Source organism: Luteibacter sp., from assembly GCF_051958795.1.
Classification (GTDB): Bacteria; Pseudomonadota; Gammaproteobacteria; order Xanthomonadales; family Rhodanobacteraceae; genus Luteibacter.
In genome coordinates this window covers 12216-29585 of sequence record NZ_JBQCFT010000360.1, presented here as the reverse complement: position 1 = coordinate 29585, position 17370 = coordinate 12216, and the positions used below count along the sequence as shown (strand labels likewise).

The following is a 17370-nucleotide window of genomic DNA, read 5'->3' as shown; positions in this document are numbered from 1 at the left end:
CGGGTGTGAAGGCCATGTCGCGTTTTCTGGGCCCAGGGCCGGTGGACGCCCATCCGGACCAGCGCCTGCAACGCCTCCGTGCTAGCGTTACCGTCAGGTTCGACGATTTTTCCGGGTTTGAAATGCGCGCACTTGGGGAACATGACGCGGTGGTACTCGCCGCCGGGGGAAGCAGCCGGCTGGGCCGGCCCAAGCAGCTGCTGACCATCAATGGGGAGACCCTGCTCCAGCGCGCGGTCCGGCTGGCCAAGGCCACCTGCCCCACCCGGATGCTCGTCGTCCTGGGCGCCCACGCCGAGCAGCTGGCCCCGCTGGTCACTGGCACCGCCATCCTTTTCAATCCCACCTGGGAAGAAGGCATGGGCTCGTCGCTGTGCCGGGCCGCCGCTGCCCTGGCCGGCCGCCCCTACCCGGTCCTGGTCACCCTGGTGGACCAGCCCTGCCTGACGCCCGAACACCTCGACAAGCTGTTCGTCGCCTTCGACGGCAGTTGCGACGTGGTGTCCGCGTACGGTGATGCGCTCGGCGCACCAGCCCTCCTCCGCCCGCAGACCATGGCCCTCGCCGGCACGCTGCAGGGCGATGCCGGCTTCCGCCGCCTCTGGGCTGGTAGCCATCCGGCCGCCGTGCGCCGCGATGCGCTGGAGCGTGATCTTGATACGCCTGAGGATGTTGCTGCGGCCGTGGCTGCTGGGTTGCTGGACGGCTGAGCTGTCGCCAGATCAACGCTGCATCAGGTTCGACGATCAGTGGATTACGAACGTATCGCGACTTTCTTACGTGCGTCAGGTCTCGGTAAGGAACCTACGCGTATGAGCGACATAGTCGAGATGGTGCTGGAACAGCGCGCCGTGCCCCGCGTTCGGATAAATGATGAGCGTTGCGTCTGGTAAGTGAGCCGCTAGGGTGAAGCTGTTGGCGGTTGGGATCATCGTGTCGTTGCTGCCGTTGGTCACCAACGTGCGGTGCGGAATTCGGGCAAGCTTCGCAGCGACGTCACCCGTCCAGTTCGCCCAGTCAATCATGGCTTGCAGCTGCGTCGTCGCGACCGCAGGGCCCGGCGGCAGATCCGGCGCAGCCGTGCGGGAAGCAAGGCGGTCGAGGAAAGCGTCGGCGGCATCCGCGCCAACTGGCGTCGCTGGGAAGAACAGTCGCCTGAGCTTCTCCGGCGGAGAAATCGCGCCGTCAGTGTAGATCGCGATGAGTTCCGGACGGTCCATGCCCGCACCGGCACCGCCTTCCGGTGCGCTGCCGGAAAGGATGAGGCGATCCACCAGATCCGGGCGTGCGATCGCGATCTCCTGGGCCAGGAATCCGCCCAGGGAATAGCCAAGGATGTGCACCTTCGTCAGGTTGAGGGCATTCAGAAAGTGAAGCACGTGCTCCGCCATCCCAGCGATGGTTGGAGCCACGTCGCCGGTCGAGAGGCCAACACCGGCATTCTCAAAGAGGATGACCTCACGATCTTGCGCATGGGCATCGACGATGGCGGGATCCCAGTTATCAAGCGTGCCGGTGAAGTGCTGCAAGCACAGTAGTGGCGTACGCCCGACCTTGCCGAATCGACGGTACGCGTACCGAATACCACCGGCGTCAACAAACAGATTCTCGGCACTCGCCGCAAGCTTCTGACTCATGATGTGTCGCTCCAAGGATTAAGCAGATAAGGACGGAGACGTAACGCGCACCGTCTGCGTTCCTGGCACGTACGCCTTTGTCACCAGGTATCCACGACCGTGCCGGCCAGGGTCCCCTGAATTTGACGACCGCCGAAGATCAGTGTCGTGGTACTGGCCGACACCGGGAAGTGGAACCGGGCGCTCCTGGATTTCCAGGACGCCTGGCGCTGTTGCAACGGCAGCCTTGTACGTTTTCATGCGCACTACCTCAGCTGAACCGGAAGTTGGACAGGTCGACGCCAACGATGAGCGGCTCAGGGAGCGCGATGTTCTCCGGGGTCCGTGGATAAATGCGTAAGCGCGTCGGCATCTTGATGCCTTGCACTTCCACGTAGTCGCTGAGATAGCGCGCGGCAGCATTCCGCCCCTGGATATCGACCTCATAGTCGTGTCGACGCAGGAGGCCATCGGTATCGAAGTAGAAGGTCTGAACCGCGCTGTGGGTCGCAACGTCGGCAGGAAACACCACGCGCAGGCGACGCCAAGGCAGACCGTCTACGATCCACGGCTGGATCTCCTCGACCTCGACACCTTCGCGCGCCAACAGGAAGGGTGACGTGAGGTACGTCCACATCGTGTAGCCGGCGAAATAGGCTAGCTGCGGATTCGACCACGGCGTCTCCATCTCGAATCCTTCAAAGGATGCACGCGGATCCTCAAGTGATTCAACGATCGTCCCATCCGGCGTACGAATTTCTACGAGGGACGGCGTGTAGACCGAATGGTTCGGACTCGGCGCGAACGGTCCGTGTGTCACCTGCTGCTCGTGAAGCTGCACGGTGACCTGGCTGTCCGTCAGCACGCCTTCGCGCTGTTTCAGACTCCAGAGCATGCCGGAATGATGAAGGTCCGCTTGCAGCGTCGTGAAGTTTCGGAAGCGGTCGATGCCGCCGGCCGCATCAATGGCAAATCTAAGGAGTTCGTTCATGGATCGTTCGTCCTGTGCGTCAAGGCATCAGCGACGCATGGTGCCGACGCGTCCCGCGTTGGCAAAGGACAAAGACGACCACCATTCCGGACACCGGTACGCGATTTCTACAAATGGCTGACTACCACGCATGTTTCACAGCAGGGTTTTGCAAACCCGCGTGATTGTTGCCCTCAGACTCCGGCGCGCTGCGACGCCATGCGAGCGGTGGCTTACCTTCGAAGCTTGCGAACGCGCGAATGAACTGCTCGTGTCCTGGGAAGCCGCAGGCCAGACCAACCGCGCCTATCGAGTTGTTCGTGTCGACGAGGATGCGTTTGGCGAGCTCGATCCGCTGCCACTTTCGCCACCTGTGCACTGTCATACCGTGCGTGTGGCGGAAAGCTCGCGACAAATCGCGCTCGGACATGCCGCATGCCTCGGCGATCCCGCTCAGGGAAAAGCCGCCTAGAAGCTGTTCGCCGAGCATACGAAGGGCGGTTGCGTTCTGCGCATGCGAAAGACCACGCCTTTCCCGCAGGTCGGCAAATGACTGCGGTACGTGTGCCGCTCGTAAAGCCAGCGCCACCTCGGCGAATGCTTCGGATGGAAGCGTGTCGAACGCGGTCATTCGCGACAGGATGGAGCACAGCGTCGAGATGACCGTATGTGAGGTTGGGGGACGCGTAACCGCACCATCATCGGCGATGCCGCGGACTTGATAGCCCAGGGCAGGCCGGGCACCGCCGCGGGCCGCATAGAGCAATGTGAACGGATTCGCCGAATCGCCCTGCCTCAACGTAAACGGTACCTCGATGAGCGCTCCTGCGTTACCGACGTACCTTACCGCGGATGCTAATTCGTCCGACTCCAGGACACGTGACCGTCCTACGGCACGTTCAATGCGAAAGCCCCGCGCGAGCCGCGACCGTACGTCACCATCCATCAGAATCCCGAAAGCACCAGCTTGCCAACGGCCCGGTGGCTTTCAAGCAGCTCGTGGGCCTTACGAAGGTTCTCCGCTGAAATTCGGCCCAGGTCTTCGCCAAGGGTCGTCTTCAACGCGCCTGCGTCGATCAGCGAGGCGACTTCGGCCAGCAGGTCACGCTGCTTGCTCATGTCGGCGGTGCGATACATCGATCGAGTGAACATGAACTCCCAGTGCAGCGAGATCGACTTGCGCTTCAATGGCATCGCATCCAGGGTCGCCGGGTCGTCAATCAGGGCCAGCTGTCCCTCAGGCTTGAGAATCTCGATGATCTGGGCGTAGTACTGGTCGGTATGCGTCAGGCTGATCACATGATCGACCACCGGGTAACCCAGTTCGGCTAGCTGAGGTTGAAGGGGCTTGGAGTGGTCAATGACAGCTTGAGCGCCAAGTTCGTTGAGCCAGCGTTTGGTTTCCGGACGCGACGCGGTACCGATGACGGTGAGTTGAGTAAGTTGCGCCGCGAGCTGGACGAGGATGGAGCCAACGCCGCCGCCAGCACCGATGACGAGCAGGCGCTCGCCCTCGCCGCCACCCCGCGCGATGCGCAGCCGGTCGAACAGGAGCTCCCACGCGGTGATCGCCGTGAGCGGCAGTGCGGCTGCTTCCGCCTCGGAGATCGATGTCGGCGCAAGCGACGCGATGCGGTGGTCCACCACGGTGTACTCAGCGTAGGTCCCCTGGCGCGTGATGTCGCCGGCGAACCAGACTCTGTCGCCCTTCTTGACGCCCGAAACCGTGGCGCCCACGGCCTCCACCGTCCCCACGCCATCCCAACCGAGGATGCGTGGTCCGGCTGGCTGGACGGCGGCACGCAGTTTGACGTCTACCGGGTTTACCGCGATAGCGGCAATACGAACCAGGAGGTCCTGCTCGCCTGGAACCGGAGTGGGCAATTCTGTTTCGTACAGGCATGCCGGGTCGGTCGCCGGAAGCCCGGCCTTGTCGTAGACGATGGCCTTCATGGTGCGGTCCTCGGTTCGGGAACTGGATTCAAAACAAAACGATCGATGCCCGGATCAGCCGGCTGCCCCGCCCACGATGGCGAACGACCCCGGCAGCCATGGAGGCCAATGACGTGTCGTGAAGCTCCTCGCCATCGGTCGCGAACAGGCTGACAAGCAAGGAGACGCTCTCGTCTTCCTGAATTTTGCGAACGATGGCTGCCTGCGCGATCGGGCAGCGGGTGTCGGCCTGGACAACCTCGATCGACTTGCGGTTTCTCGTTGTCAGCGCGTCGGCCAGCCCGTTCAAGCGGCGGCGGTCCGCATCGATTAGGATTAGGTCGTAGCCTTGCGAGGCTAAGTACTCCGCACAGGCCAGGCCAAGAACCGAAGCCGCCCCGGTAACAACTGCGGTATGCAAGGTGGTAGGCATCGGGCCCTCGGCCATGGCAATTCCCTGCGCGTTGATGCGAATGCTGCACCGGTCATTGCCTTTCGCCAATGACACAGACCGCCCTTTTTTCGGACATTCCTAGGCAACACAGATGCACAGAGTCGGGTACTTTTTGCCGGAAGACTTCCAGGTCATGGCCATGGGCACGCAATCGGTCTTTGAGATTGCCAACATCGTTACCCGGGAAAAGGCGTACGAGGTGATCGACTACTCCCTTACCGGAGGAAAGGTCCGTTCGTCGCTGGGAACGACCGTTTTTACAGAAGTCGCCAACGAGGCGGCCCTCGCTGACACCTGGATGATCTGCGGCGTCGTTGCGCCCCTTGATGTGAAGCACCGTGCTGAGGAAGTCGAGTTCATCACGCATGCCGCCCGCACCGGCCGGCGCGTGGCCGGGCTATGCACCGGAGCGTTCGCCCTTGGGGATGCGGGCCTGCTCGAGGGGCGCCGTGTAACGACCCACTGGGCGTTCGCCAACCACTTGCGCACACGATGTCCGGGAGCACAGGTAGAAGACGACCGTATCTTCATCGTCGACGGTTCGATCTGGACCTCGGCCGGCCTGACGGCGGCCATGGATCTTGCGCTGGCCATGGTTGAGAAGGACTTGGGGCACGAGGTGGCCAGCTCGGTGGCCCACGTACTGGTCATGAACTACAGGCGCTCGGGCGGACAATCCCAGCACTCGGAAATGCTGCGTCTCGGCGCGAAATCGGATCGCATCCAGGCAGCGCTCGACTATGCCAGACGGAACCTCGCTCAGGCGTTGACCGTAGACGACCTGGCGCGCACGGTCCACTTAAGCCCGCGGCAGTTCAGCCGGGTCTTTCAGATGGAAACGGGACGTTCACCCAAGAAGGCGATCGAGCAATTGAGGCTCGAAGAAGCCCGCAACATGATCGAGCGGGGGCGCTACCCGCTGGAGATCATCGCGCGGGAAACCGGCTTCCGGGATAGGAAGCATCTCCGCGAAGTGTTTGTGCGCGGTTATGGCATTGCGCCACAGGTGCTGCGGAGGGAGCGGCGGGCGGGCAGCCGCACGACAGGCTCCACGGCGGATTCCACCGGTGATACCGGAGAGCACTGCGTCGTTGCGGATTAACCGGCCGCCACCCGCTCAACGCGGCATCATGTTCGCATCCATGTGATACATGACCCACACCGAGCCGACGATCGTGATGACCACGATGATCGCGGTGAACAGGAAGGACAAAAGCGTCCAGCCATCCTCGCTCTTCGCGTCCACGTGCAGGAAGCACGTGACGTGGACGACGATCTGTACCAACGCCGAAATGATGATGGCGGCGATGGTCGCGTTGGCGCTCGCGAGCACCCCGCCCATCACGAGCCAGAACGGAACGGCCGTCAGCAGGACGGAGAGCGCGGTGCCCATGACCAGGCTGCGCGCGCTGCCGTGGCCGTGCGCGGCGTGCGATGCGACGGAAGTGGTCACCGGATGACTCCCAGCAGGTAGACGAAGGTAAAGACGCCGATCCACACGATGTCGAGGAAGTGCCAGAACATCGACAGGCACATGATTCGCCGGCGGTTGTCGTCACCGAGACCGCGCTTGCCGATCTGCACCAGCAGGACGATGAGCCACACCAGGCCGAAGGCCACGTGCGCGCCGTGCGTTCCGACCAGCGTGAAGAAGCTCGACAGGAAGGCACTACGGTGCGGTCCCGCGCCTTCGGCGACCAGGCCGGCGAATTCATGCAGCTCGACACCAAGGAACGCGGCACCGAGCACGCCGGTGATCGCCAGCCAGAGCATGGTCCGGCCCGTACGGCCCGCCGCCATGGCCAGCATGGCGACACCGAAGGTGACCGACGACGCCAGCAGCAAGCCGGTATTCACCGCCACCAGAGACAGGTCGAACAACTGCTTCGGCCCCGGGCCGCCGGCATAGTTCCGGCTGAGCACACCGTACACGGCGAATAGCGAGGCGAAGATGAGCGCATCGCTCATCAGGTAGATCCAGAAGCCGATCATCGTGGCATTGCCACTGTGTTCGTGCGTCTCCGCCGCGTGCCATACGCGCGGCCCGGCTTGCGTCGTCACCGTGCTGTTCATGCCACGCCCCCTGCCAGTACACGCGTCCGCTCGCATTCCGTCAGCGTGACCTCGGATGCGGGAATGACCTGGTCGCGGTCGTAGTTGAAGGTGTGGACGATCGAGACGACGAGGATGCCGACGAAGCTCAGCGCAGCCAGCCACCAGATGTACCAGACCATGGCGAAGCCAAGCACCGTGCATAGCCCGGCGACGATCACGCCCACGCCGGTGCTGCGTGGCATGTGGATCGGCTGGAACCCTTCCGTCGGCCGCGCGTACCCCTGCTCCTTCATGTCCTGCCAGGCATCCAGCTCGTACACCGTGGGCGTGAGCGCGAAGTTGTACGCAGGCGGCGGCGATGACGTGCTCCACTCGAGCGTGCGCCCATGCCACGGATCACCCGTCACGTCGCGAAGCGCCTTGCGCTTCACGATACCCATCACGATGCTCATCACGAAGCCGAGGATGCCGATGAGGATGATCACGGCGCCAATGGCCGCGACCACGAAGTACGGCCGCAGGCTGACGTCATCGAGATGGTTGATACGCCGCGGCACGCCCATCAGGCCGACGATGTAGATGGGAGTCCACGCCACCCAGTAACCGACGACCCAACCCCAGAACGCGACCTTGCCCCAGAACTCGTCGAGCTTGAAGCCGAAGGCCTTCGGGAACCAGTAGACCATCCCGGCGAACAAGCCAAAGACGACGCCACCGATGATCGTGTTGTGGAAGTGCGCGACGAGGAACAGGGAGTTGTGCAGGACGAAGTCCGCCGCCGGTACGGCAAGCAGCACGCCGGTCATGCCGCCGACCACGAAGGTCAGCATGAAGGCGACGACCCACATCATCGGCAGTTCGAAGCGGATCTCTCCGCGGAACATGGTGAACAGCCAGTTGAAGACCTTCGCACCGGTGGGGATGGCGATCACCATGGTGGCGATGCCGAAGAACGAGTTCACCGACGCACCCGAGCCCATGGTGAAGAAGTGGTGCAGCCACACCAGGTACGAGAGCAGGGTGATCACCACCGTGGCGTACACCATCGAGGCATAGCCGAATAGCCGCTTGCCGGTGAACGTGGAGGTGATCTCCGAGTAGATGCCGAACGCGGGCAGCACCAGGACGTAAACCTCGGGATGGCCCCAGATCCACACCATGTTCCAGTACATCATCGGGCTGCCGCCCAGGTCGTTGGTGAAGAAGTGCGTGCCCGCGTAGCGGTCGAGGATCAGCAGGAAGAACGCCGCGGTGAGCGCGGGGAAGATCGCGATGGCCAAGATGTTGCTGCACAGCGCCGTCCAGGTGAACACCGGCATCTTCATCAACGTCATGCCGGGCGCCCGCATCTTGATGATGGTGGCGACCATGTTGATCGCCGACAGCGTCGTGCCGACACCCGCTATCTCCAGCGACCACAGGTAGTAGTCCACGCCGGAATCGGGGCTGTATTGCAGTTCCGCCAGCGGCGCGTACGAAAGCCAGCCGGTGCGCGCGAACTCACCAACGAACAGCGAGATCATCACCAGCACGGCGCCAGCCGCGGTCAGCCAGAAGCTGAGGTTGTTGAGGTACGGGAAGGCGACGTCGCGCGCACCGATCTGCAGCGGCATGACGAAGTTCACGATACCGACGACCAGTGGGATCGCCACGAAGAAGATCATGATCGTGCCGTGGGCGGTGAAGATCTGGTCGTAGTGGTGCGAGGCCAGATAACCCTGGTTCTCCCCAAACGCCATCGCCTGCTGGGCGCGCATCATCAACGCATCGGAGAACCCGCGCAGCAGCATGATGATGCCGAGCACGATGTACATGATGCCGATCTTCTTGTGGTCGACGCTGGTGAGCCACTCGCGCCACAACCAGCCCCAGCGCTTCAGGTAGGTCAACGCACCCACGGCGGCACGGCCAAGCACGGCCACCGCGATGAAGGTACCGACCAGGATGGGCTCGTGGAGCGGGAGGGCGTCGAGCGATAACCGCCCGAGCAGCCCGGTGGGAGAGCTTGCGAATAGCATGGTCTATCCAGAGATGAGCATGGGTTTAGTGGTCGGCCATCGTCATGCCGGCGTGGCTCGCGCCGTCTTTCGCGGCATCGATGCGCATGACGTCGTTCTTGCAGGACGTGCCCGGGGCGACGCACTGGTTCACGGCGCGCGGGAAGATCTCCGCGGGCACGTTGCCGAAATGCATGACGGGGACCTTCTCGCTCGGCTGGTCGAGCGCGACATAGCGTTCGGCCGACAGGGTTTCCGGTGATGCCTTCACCTGCGCTACCCAGCGTTCGAAGCCTGCCTGGTCCATGCCATGCAGCTGGAAGCGCATGTCGGTGTAACCGGCGCCGGTGTAGTTGCCCGAGTAGCCCCAGGTATCGCCGGGTTCGTTGAGCACGGCGTGCAGCATCGATTGCATGCCCGGCATCGCGTAGACCATGCCGGCCAGCGTCGGCGCGTAGAACGTATTCATCTGGCTGGTGGAGGTGATCTTGAAAGTGACCGGCACATCCACCGGCAGCGCCAGCTCGTTCACCGTCGCGATGCCTTGCTCCGGGTAGATGAACAGCCACTTCCAGTCCATCGCGACCACGTCGATCTCGAGCGGCCTTGTGCCGGCCGGGATAGGCCGGTCCTTGGAAATGCGTTCGAGCGGGCGGAACGGGTCGAGCGTGTGGGTAGTCACCCAGGTGATGGCACCGAGCACGCCGATGATGAGCAGCGGGATGCTCCACACGACGAGTTCGATGCGCGTGGAGTGGGTGAACGAGGGGTCGTAGGCCTGCGGGTTCCTTCCCTTGCGATAACGCAGGGCGAACACCACGGTCATGGCCATCACCGGCACGATGACAAGCAGCATCAGGCCGGTGGCAACAAGGATGAGATCACGCTGCTGGCGTGCGATGTCCCCTGCCGGGTTCATCACCACCATGTCGCAGCCGCTGAGTAGGAAGGCGACGGCCGCCGCAGCGAGGCGTCTTGCCCATTTTGTGGTGAAGGTTTGACCAGTCATGGGCGCAAAGGCTAGGCCCGGGGGCCGTGCACGGTTTTGCGCCTGCGCAGTTTTTGCGGCGTACTCGCCGGGTGCGGCCATTTGCCCCGCCTGGCGGGCCCATCACGCTGGGTAGCGCATGGGTTTCCTAGCCTGGGGGCCGCTAGCTAGGCTATACAAGCCGGGGTCGAGCCACTGCCATGCACGGGAGACACGGGTGATACCGCACTTCACAGACCACGCCGCCAACGAGCGCACCTACCTCGCCTGGGTGCGCACGGCCATCGCCATCATGGCCTTCGGCTTCCTGCTGGAACGCTTCAACCTGTTCCTTTCGTTCGCCCTGCCCTCCGCGCCGCTAAGCCACCCCGGGGTGCATCTGAATACGCGCGCCACGGAGCTGCTCGGGCTCGGCCTGATCCTGCTTGGCGCGTGGCTCACGCTGCTCTGCACGTTGCGTTACCACCGCAACCGCAAGCAGATCGATGATGTGGATAGCCATGGTTACACCGGCACGGGGCCGCAGCGGGCGCTGTCGTGGCTGGTGGTGTTGATGGGGATTTTTCTGGCGGGGTATGTTGCGCGGCAGGTGGTTGCGTTGGCGGGGTGAGTTTCCGAGCAGTGTCGCGAACGGCGTCGCCCACAAGGTGGGCTCCTACGGGGCGGCGGCGTGCGTTGGGGGATGGGTTATTGCAGCAGGCGGTTGATCTCTTCAACGTCCTTCAACTCTGCCGAACCCACCGAGCGCTTCAGCAGCAGCTTGTTGAGGATGAACTGGTGGCGGAGCGAGGTGTACTGGGTGCGGATCTCGGCGAGGATCTGGATCGCCACCACCACGTTGGTCAGGCTCTGGGTGCCGATGTCGTAGCCGGCCTTGAGCGAAGCCAGTGACTTCTTCGCCGATTCGACGGCGGTGCGTGCGTCGTTCACCTGGCCGATGCCGGCGACCACGAGGTTGTAGTAGTTGTACGCGTCACGTGCGGCCTGGCGGCGCGAGCCTTCCAGATCGCTCTGGTCTTCGTCGCGCTGGTGGATGGCCTGGCGTACCTGGGACTGGGTCAGGCCGCCGCTGAACAGCGGCACGGCGAGCACGACGCCGATGGTGGTGCTGCCCGGGCCGTAGCCTGCGCCACCGCGATTCACGTTCGACCACGAGCCGAGCTTGTCGTAGCCCATGGCGAAGTTGATGGTCGGCAGGTGGCCGCTGCGCGCGGCGGTGATCGAATGCTCGTCGGCTTTCACGAGATGCGTCGCAGCGACGACCGAGGGGTTCTGTTCCATCGCCTGCGCCGCCCACACGTTGGCATCGTCCGGTGACGGGCGATCCATCGGAAGGTCATCGCGCAGCGTCTTCAGCGTGCCCGGCTCCTTGCCCGTGAGCTGCTGTAACGCGCGGCGCGCATCCTTCAAGGCATTTTCCGCATCGACGCGCTCGGACTTGATGAGAAGGTAGTACGCCTTCGACTGGGTCAGGTCCGCTTCGGGCGCGAGGCCCTTGTCGAACAGGACCTTCGCCTGGTCGTACTGCTGCTGGTAAGCGTCTTCGTACGAGTGGAACACGTCAAGCTGATCCTGGGCGACGAGCACGTTGAAGTAGGCCTGCGTCGAACGGACGTACAGATCCTGCAACTCGCCTTCGTACGTCGCGTTCTGCGCCTCGGCGGTCTGCTTCGCCTGGCGCTCGCGGGCGAACTTCGACAGGTCGACGACCGTCTGGTCGAGGTTGAGGGTGAGGTCGCGCTGGCGGCTGTGGCCGTCGCCGCCGTTGACCGGCGTGCCATCGCTGTTGGTGTTGTTCGAATAGGCGGGGTGGAACTGGTTGAGGCTCAGGCCCGCGGAAAGCTGCGGCAGCAGCGCGGCACGCGCCTGCGGCACGCCCTCGGCGACGACCAGGCGGCGCGCGTCCGCGCTCGCCAGTACCGGGTCGTTGGCCACCGCCTCGCGGTAGATGTCCATCAGGTCCTCGGCCCCGGCCGCGGTGGGCAGGTAACCGGTGGCGGCCAGCAGACCGGCCAGGCAGGCCGAGAGGGTGTTCTTACGCATGGAGGGTTTCCCTGAACGCACGGAGGCTAACCGGCGTTGAGCAACTCCCATGCCACGGGGCATCTCACCCGCTATCCCCATGTTTCTGCATCGTTTGTCGGCGCGGCGAGCGACGGGCCCGCGTGTCCGCGGACAACGCCGCGCGGACAGTGGCGGTCACTCGTCCGGGCTGGCCGGCAACGCCGAGCGGACGCTCAACTCGTACCAGTGTTCCTTGCCCTTCGCGTCGTGGTACTTGCGCAACACCGGCGCCAGGTCGTTCTCCTCGCACCACGTCGCGAAGACCTTCCAGGCCGCGTTGTACGGATGCGTAGGATTGCGGATGTCGTAGTCGGGGGTCCAGCGGAAGGTCTGCAGGATCAGCGCGACCGTGTTGTGCTTGCCCGCCCCGAGCTGCACGGGGCGGATCTCGGCGCCCGCGAGGATCCGGCTGGTGAACTCGGTTTTCGCCGCATCGAAGAACTCCTGCACCTGGCGCAGGTCGCGTTCGCCGCATGGGCCGTTGCTACTGGCGTTGCGCTCGAGATCCTTCAGGCAATCGGCCTTGACGCAGTTTTCGGTGATGCGAAGCATCGCACCCAGGGTGGAAGCCGGCATGGTCGGGCCCTCGATCAGCGTGGAGGCGGGTTGGTGTTGTCCATGGCCAGGGGCGTCGCCGCACCGGCCGCAGGTTCCTGCGCCCAGCCGCCACCCAGCGCCCGGATCAGGTCCACCGTGGCGCCCGCTTGCTCGCCACGCAGGCGTACCTCGTTGAGCCTGGCGGAGAGCACCACGCGCTCCGCGTCGAGGATGTTGAGGTAGGCCACCGATCCGTCCTCATATTGCGCTTTCGACAGGCCGAAGGCACGCGTCGATGCGCTCACCGCCACGCCCTGCACGGCCGTCTGTTCGCGCAGGATGCGCAGGGTGGAAAGGCTGTCCTCGACCTCGCGGAAACCGACGAGCACCTGGCCGCGGTACTGCGCCACGCTCTCCTCGTAGCGCGCCCGCGCCTGTTCGAGGTTGCCCTTGCGGATCCCGCCATCGAACAGCGGAAGGCTCGCCACGGTGCCGACGAGCGGACCGAGCAGGAACGTGCGGCTGGACCACTTGAAGACGTCACCCAGGCTCTTTGCTTCATACCCGCCCGTACCGGTCAGGATGATCGACGGGAAGTACGCCGCCTTCGCGACGCCCACCCGGGCATTGGTGGCGGCCATCGCGCGTTCGGCCGCGGCGATATCGGGCCGGCGTTCCAGCAGGGTGGAAGGCAGGCCGGCGGGGATGTTCAGTTCGACCGGCGACAGGGGCGCCGCCGCGAAGGTGAAATCCGCCGGCGCCTTGCCGAGCAAGACGGCAAGCGCATGCTCTGAGGCGGCGCGCGCACGGCGGGCCGACATGGCGTCGGAGCGCGCGGAGGCCAGCTCGGCTTCCGCCTGCGCCTTGTCGAGGTCGGTGACTTCGCCGGCTTCCAGGCGGTTGGACACGAAGGTGAGCGTCTCCTGGCGCAGCACTATCGCACGGTCGTAGACGACGAGTTCGGCATCGAGTTCGCGTAGCCGGAAGTACGTCTGCGCCACGTCGGCCTGCAGCATGAGCTGCACCGACCGATACAGCGCCTGCGCCTCCTGGCTATCCGCCTTCGCGGCAGCCACGTTCGAGGCGACGCGGCCGAAGAGGTCAAGCTCATAGGAGATATTGGCCTGCGCCCGCCAGACGGTCTGCGCATCCGGGCGCACGCCGGTATCCGGCACGCCCAGTGACTGCGGCGCATTCTGCTGGCGGGTCGGGCCGAAGCCCGCGGTGATATCCGGGAAGCGCTCCGCACCCGTCGCACGCTCGGCACCGCGCGCTTGCTGCACGCGGGCGGCGGCGGCGGCCAGGCTCGGGTTCGACGCCACCGCCTGCTCTTCCAGGTCATCCAGCTGCGGCTCGCCGAACACCTTCCACCATGCGCCGCGCGCGGCGTCCTCGGCAGGCAACGCCGGTTGCCAGGTGCCCTGTGCCTCGGCGCCCAGGGACTCCTTGTACGACGCTGGCGGCTTCACATCCGGCGCCTGGTACTTCGGCGCCAGCGAACAGGCGGACAGCCCGCAGGCCATGGCCGTGGTGAGGATCCGTGCCGTGGTGCGCATCAGCCTGCCCTCTCCGGAATGGCGTCCTCGATGCCGATGACCCTGCCGTTGCGGCCGTGCTTGTCCTCCAGCCGATGCGCGCCGGCCAGCAGGCGCATGAGCACGTAGAACACCGGTGTCAGCAGCAGGCCGAACAGGGTGACGCCAAGCATGCCGAAGAACACCGCGATACCCATGGCATGCCGCGTCTCCGAACCCGCGCCATGCGAGAGCACGAGCGGCACGACGCCCATGATGAAGGCGATCGAGGTCATCAGGATCGGGCGCAGACGCAGGCGGCTGGCTTCGATCGCCGCATCGACGATGCTGCGGCCCTGTATTTCCAGTTCACGCGCGAACTCCACGATCAGGATCGCGTTCTTCGAGGCCAGGCCGACCAGCACCATCAGGCCCACCTGGGTGAAGATGTTGTTGTCGCCGTTATCCAGCCACACACCAGTCAGCGCGCAGAGCAGGCTCATCGGCACGATAAGGATCACCGCGAGCGGCAGCGTCAGGCTTTCGTACAGCGCTGCGAGCGTGAGGAACACCAGCAGGATGCTCACAGGGAAGACGATCACCGCCGTGTTGCCTGCGATGATCTGCTGGTAGGTCAGGTCGGTCCACTCAAGCTTGAAGCCACGCGGCAGCGTTTCCGCGGCGACGCGTTCCACCGCAGCCTGTGCTTCGCCGGAGGAATAGCCTGGCGCCGGGCCACCGTTGATATCCGCCGCGAGGTAGCCGTTGTAGCGCACGACCGACTCGGGGCCGAACGTGGTGGAGACCTTCACCAGCGACGAGAGCGGGATCATCTCGCCCGCAGTGTTGCGCGTCTTCAGCTGCCCGATATCCTCGGGATGCGCGCGGAACGGCGCGTCGGCCTGCACGCGCACCTGGAACACACGACCGAAGCGGTTGAAGTCGTTGACGTACTGCGAGCCCAGGAACACCTGCATGGTGTTGAATACGTCGGTCACCGCGACGCCGAGCTGCTTGGCGTTGTCGCGGTCGAGGTCGACCTTCAACTGCGGCACGTCGATCTGGTAGTTGCTGAAAGCGGGCCCGAGTTCCGGGGTCTTCGCGGCTTTCGCCAGGAACGCCTTGGTCACCTCGTTCAACGCCGTGTAACCCTGCGCGCCGCGATCCTCGATCTGGAACTTGAAGCCACCCAGCGTACCCAGGCCGAGCACCGGTGGTGGCGGGAACACGGCGATGAAGGCGCCCTTGATCGCGGCGTACTTCTTGTTCAGTGCCATCGCGATGGCGCCGGCGGACTCATCCGCGCCGTGGCGGTCCGCCGCGGGCGTGAGCTTGAGGAAGGTGATGGCCGCGCTCGATGAATTCACGAAGCCGTTGATCGAGAGACCAGGGTGTTGCACGGCGTGCTCGACACCAGGCTGTGCCAGGCCGATGCGGCCCATCTCGCGGGTGATGGCGTCCGCGCGATCGAGCGAGGCGCCGTTGGGGAGCTGCGCGATCGCGATGATGTATTCCTTGTCCTGCGCCGGCACGAAGCCACCGGGCACCACGTGCCCCATGTAGGCGGCCCCACCAAGCAGGATCAGGTAGACGACGATCATGATGCCCTTGTGGCGGATCACCCCGGCGACACCGCGGCCGTAGTGATCCGAGCCGCGCTGGAACACCCGGTTGAAAGCGGCGAAGAAGCGGCCGAACACCCGATCCATGCCGCGCGTCAGCCAGTCCTTAGGCTCATCCCGGCTTTTCAGCAGCAGCGCGGCCATCGCTGGCGAGAACGTCAGCGAGTTGAAGGCCGAGATGACCGTGGAGATCGCAATGGTCATCGCGAACTGCTTGTAGAACTGGCCCGTGAGGCCCGACATGAAGGCCAGTGGGACGAACACCGCGACCAGGGTCAGGGCAATGGCGACGATGGGTCCGCTGACCTCCTGCATCGCCTGGTAGGTCGCATCGCGTGCGGACAGCCCCGACTCGATGTTTCGCTCGACATTCTCGACCACCACGATCGCATCGTCGACGACAATGCCGATCGCGAGCACCATGCCGAACAACGAAAGCACGTTGATGGAATAGCCAAGGAGCAGCAGTAACGAGAAGGTGCCGACGATGGAGACCGGTACGGCGAGCAGCGGAATAAGCGACGCGCGCCATGTCTGCAGGAACAGGATGACCACGAGGACGACGAGGACCACCGCCTCGATCAGCGTGTGGATTACCGCCTCGATGCTCGCCCGCACGAACGTCGTCGGGTCATACACGATGCTGTACTCCACGCCCGGCGGCATGTCCGGCTTGAGCTCCTTCATCGCCTCGCGCACGTCGTGCGAGACCTGGAGCGAGTTCGCACCCGGCAGCTGGAAGATCCACAGCGCCGCCGCTTCCTTGTTATCGAGCAGTGCGCGCGATCCGAACTCAGCGGCGCCCAGTTCCACGCGGGCTACGTCGCGCAGGTGGATCAGCGCCCTGCCCTCGGCTTTCAGCACGATGTCGCGGAATTCGTCTTCGGTCTGCAGGCGGCCCTTCGCGTTGATGCTGAGCTGCAGGGGCACCTGCCCGTTCATCGGCGATCCACCGATCAGGCCTGCCGCGACCTGCACGTTCTGCTCGCGGATCGCCGCGACCACGTCACTCGCTGTCAGATTGCGTTCCGCGAGCTTCTGGGGGTCCAGCCAGACGCGCATCGCGTAGTCGCCCGAGCCCTTGATCACGACCTGGCCGATACCGTTGATCCGCTCCAGGCGCTCCTTGACGTTGATCAGCGCGTAGTTGCGCAGATAGGTCTGGTCATAGCGGCTGTCAGGCGATATGAGGTGGACGACGAGCGTTAGTGTCGGCGATGACTTGATCGTCGTCACGCCGAGCAACTGCACATCGGGCGGCAGGCGCGGCAGGGCCTGCGCCACGCGGTTCTGCACGAGCTGCTGGGCCTTGTCCGGGTCGGTGCCGAGGCGGAAGGTGACGGTAAGCGCCATGTTGCCGTCCGCGCTCGCCTGGGACTGCATGTAGAGCATGCCTTCCACGCCGTTGATCTGCTCTTCGAGCGGCGCGGCGACGGTATCGGCCAGCACCTTGGGATTCGCGCCCGGATAAGAGGCGTTGACGACCACGGACGGCGGTACGACCTCGGGATACTCCGAGATCGGCAGCGCGAAGAGGGCGATGACGCCCGCAAGCAGGATCAGCGTGGAGAGGACCCACGCGAAGATCGGCCGGTCGATGAAGAAGCGGGAGATATTCATG

The 17370-nt window shown here is 64.4% G+C and carries 16 protein-coding genes; 3 read left to right on the top strand and 13 right to left on the bottom strand.

The window, feature by feature from the left end; genetic code table 11:
* The first annotated feature begins 14 nt into the window (after window positions 1-14).
* Complete coding sequence (locus tag ACTHLF_RS19185) at window positions 15-710, top strand: nucleotidyltransferase family protein (protein ID WP_440329505.1); 696 nt, start codon at window positions 15-17, stop codon at window positions 708-710.
* A gap of 75 nt (window positions 711-785) precedes the next feature.
* On the opposite strand, the gene ACTHLF_RS19180 is transcribed toward ACTHLF_RS19185, so the two are convergent.
* From ACTHLF_RS19180 to ACTHLF_RS19160, 5 genes are all read right to left on the bottom strand, one after another.
* Window positions 786-1637 (bottom strand): alpha/beta fold hydrolase, encoded by an 852-nt coding sequence (locus ACTHLF_RS19180; RefSeq protein WP_440329503.1) that lies wholly within the window; start codon window positions 1635-1637, stop codon window positions 786-788.
* Between the two features lie 250 nt (window positions 1638-1887).
* Complete coding sequence (locus ACTHLF_RS19175) at window positions 1888-2607, bottom strand: hypothetical protein (protein ID WP_440329501.1); 720 nt, start codon at window positions 2605-2607, stop codon at window positions 1888-1890.
* A 121-nt stretch (window positions 2608-2728) separates the two neighbouring features.
* Window positions 2729-3385 carry a helix-turn-helix domain-containing protein gene (locus ACTHLF_RS19170; RefSeq protein WP_440329499.1) on the bottom strand — a complete coding sequence of 219 codons (657 nt, stop codon included), beginning with the start codon at window positions 3383-3385 and terminating at the stop codon, window positions 2729-2731.
* A gap of 146 nt (window positions 3386-3531) precedes the next feature.
* Window positions 3532-4539: a zinc-binding alcohol dehydrogenase family protein gene (locus tag ACTHLF_RS19165; protein WP_440329498.1), complete on the bottom strand. Its 1008-nt coding sequence runs from the start codon at window positions 4537-4539 to the stop codon at window positions 3532-3534.
* A 28-nt stretch (window positions 4540-4567) separates the two neighbouring features.
* Window positions 4568-4966 carry an SDR family NAD(P)-dependent oxidoreductase gene (locus ACTHLF_RS19160; RefSeq protein ID WP_440329496.1) on the bottom strand — a complete coding sequence of 133 codons (399 nt, stop codon included), beginning with the start codon at window positions 4964-4966 and terminating at the stop codon, window positions 4568-4570.
* A gap of 139 nt (window positions 4967-5105) precedes the next feature.
* On the opposite strand from ACTHLF_RS19160, the gene ACTHLF_RS19155 reads away from it, so the two are divergent.
* Window positions 5106-6074 carry a GlxA family transcriptional regulator gene (locus ACTHLF_RS19155; protein ID WP_440329495.1) on the top strand — a complete coding sequence of 323 codons (969 nt, stop codon included), beginning with the start codon at window positions 5106-5108 and terminating at the stop codon, window positions 6072-6074.
* 15 nt (window positions 6075-6089) lie between these two features.
* On the opposite strand, the gene cyoD is transcribed toward ACTHLF_RS19155, so the two are convergent.
* The 4 genes from cyoD to cyoA are packed head-to-tail and all read right to left on the bottom strand — an operon-like array spanning window position 6090 to window position 10033.
* Window positions 6090-6425 carry a cytochrome o ubiquinol oxidase subunit IV gene (gene cyoD, locus ACTHLF_RS19150; RefSeq protein ID WP_440329493.1) on the bottom strand — a complete coding sequence of 112 codons (336 nt, stop codon included), beginning with the start codon at window positions 6423-6425 and terminating at the stop codon, window positions 6090-6092.
* Entirely contained in the window at window positions 6422-7045 is a 624-nt protein-coding gene (cyoC, locus tag ACTHLF_RS19145; RefSeq protein ID WP_440329492.1) for a cytochrome o ubiquinol oxidase subunit III, read from the bottom strand. Before cyoC ends, cyoD begins: the two co-directional genes overlap by 4 nt.
* Complete coding sequence (gene cyoB / locus ACTHLF_RS19140) at window positions 7042-9045, bottom strand: cytochrome o ubiquinol oxidase subunit I (RefSeq protein WP_440329490.1); 2004 nt, start codon at window positions 9043-9045, stop codon at window positions 7042-7044. The genes cyoC and cyoB overlap by 4 nt, the downstream gene beginning before the upstream one ends.
* Window positions 9046-9070: 25 nt before the next feature.
* Window positions 9071-10033: a ubiquinol oxidase subunit II gene (gene cyoA / locus ACTHLF_RS19135; RefSeq protein WP_440329489.1), complete on the bottom strand. Its 963-nt coding sequence runs from the start codon at window positions 10031-10033 to the stop codon at window positions 9071-9073.
* Between the two features lie 196 nt (window positions 10034-10229).
* Here cyoA and ACTHLF_RS19130 point away from each other — a divergent pair, with 196 nt between their 5' ends.
* On the top strand, window positions 10230-10622 hold the full coding sequence (locus ACTHLF_RS19130; protein WP_440329488.1) for a YidH family protein: 393 nt from the start codon (window positions 10230-10232) through the stop codon (window positions 10620-10622).
* 77 nt (window positions 10623-10699) lie between these two features.
* Here ACTHLF_RS19130 and ACTHLF_RS19125 read toward each other — a convergent pair whose 3' ends face one another.
* The 4 genes from ACTHLF_RS19125 to ACTHLF_RS19110 form a co-directional block, all read right to left on the bottom strand.
* Window positions 10700-12055, bottom strand: a complete 1356-nt coding sequence (locus ACTHLF_RS19125) for a TolC family outer membrane protein (RefSeq protein ID WP_440329486.1) — start codon at window positions 12053-12055, stop codon at window positions 10700-10702.
* 156 nt (window positions 12056-12211) lie between these two features.
* Window positions 12212-12652 (bottom strand): hypothetical protein, encoded by a 441-nt coding sequence (locus tag ACTHLF_RS19120; RefSeq protein ID WP_440329484.1) that lies wholly within the window; start codon window positions 12650-12652, stop codon window positions 12212-12214.
* A gap of 14 nt (window positions 12653-12666) precedes the next feature.
* Window positions 12667-14169, bottom strand: coding sequence for an efflux transporter outer membrane subunit (locus ACTHLF_RS19115; RefSeq protein ID WP_440329483.1), 1503 nt, complete (start codon window positions 14167-14169; stop codon window positions 12667-12669).
* Entirely contained in the window at window positions 14169-17369 is a 3201-nt protein-coding gene (locus tag ACTHLF_RS19110; protein WP_440329481.1) for an efflux RND transporter permease subunit, read from the bottom strand. Before ACTHLF_RS19110 ends, ACTHLF_RS19115 begins: the two co-directional genes overlap by 1 nt.
* Window position 17370 lies beyond the last annotated feature (1 nt).

What these genes read in the sequence shown, in the direction of transcription:
- ACTHLF_RS19165 (WP_440329498.1), bottom strand. Translation starts at nt 4,539, where the DNA reads ATGAAGGCCATCGTCTACGACAAGGCCGGGCTTCCGGCGACCGACCCG.
- cyoC (WP_440329492.1), bottom strand. Translation starts at nt 7,045, where the DNA reads ATGAACAGCACGGTGACGACGCAAGCCGGGCCGCGCGTATGGCACGCG.
- cyoA (WP_440329489.1), bottom strand. Translation starts at nt 10,033, where the DNA reads ATGACTGGTCAAACCTTCACCACAAAATGGGCAAGACGCCTCGCTGCG.
- ACTHLF_RS19155 (WP_440329495.1), top strand. Translation starts at nt 5,106, where the DNA reads ATGGCCATGGGCACGCAATCGGTCTTTGAGATTGCCAACATCGTTACC.
- ACTHLF_RS19115 (WP_440329483.1), bottom strand. Translation starts at nt 14,169, where the DNA reads ATGCGCACCACGGCACGGATCCTCACCACGGCCATGGCCTGCGGGCTG.
- cyoB (WP_440329490.1), bottom strand. Translation starts at nt 9,045, where the DNA reads ATGCTATTCGCAAGCTCTCCCACCGGGCTGCTCGGGCGGTTATCGCTC.
- ACTHLF_RS19175 (WP_440329501.1), bottom strand. Translation starts at nt 2,607, where the DNA reads ATGAACGAACTCCTTAGATTTGCCATTGATGCGGCCGGCGGCATCGAC.
- ACTHLF_RS19160 (WP_440329496.1), bottom strand. Translation starts at nt 4,966, where the DNA reads ATGGCCGAGGGCCCGATGCCTACCACCTTGCATACCGCAGTTGTTACC.
- ACTHLF_RS19180 (WP_440329503.1), bottom strand. Translation starts at nt 1,637, where the DNA reads ATGAGTCAGAAGCTTGCGGCGAGTGCCGAGAATCTGTTTGTTGACGCC.
- ACTHLF_RS19125 (WP_440329486.1), bottom strand. Translation starts at nt 12,055, where the DNA reads ATGCGTAAGAACACCCTCTCGGCCTGCCTGGCCGGTCTGCTGGCCGCC.
- ACTHLF_RS19120 (WP_440329484.1), bottom strand. Translation starts at nt 12,652, where the DNA reads ATGCCGGCTTCCACCCTGGGTGCGATGCTTCGCATCACCGAAAACTGC.
- ACTHLF_RS19110 (WP_440329481.1), bottom strand. Translation starts at nt 17,369, where the DNA reads ATGAATATCTCCCGCTTCTTCATCGACCGGCCGATCTTCGCGTGGGTC.
- ACTHLF_RS19185 (WP_440329505.1), top strand. Translation starts at nt 15, where the DNA reads ATGTCGCGTTTTCTGGGCCCAGGGCCGGTGGACGCCCATCCGGACCAG.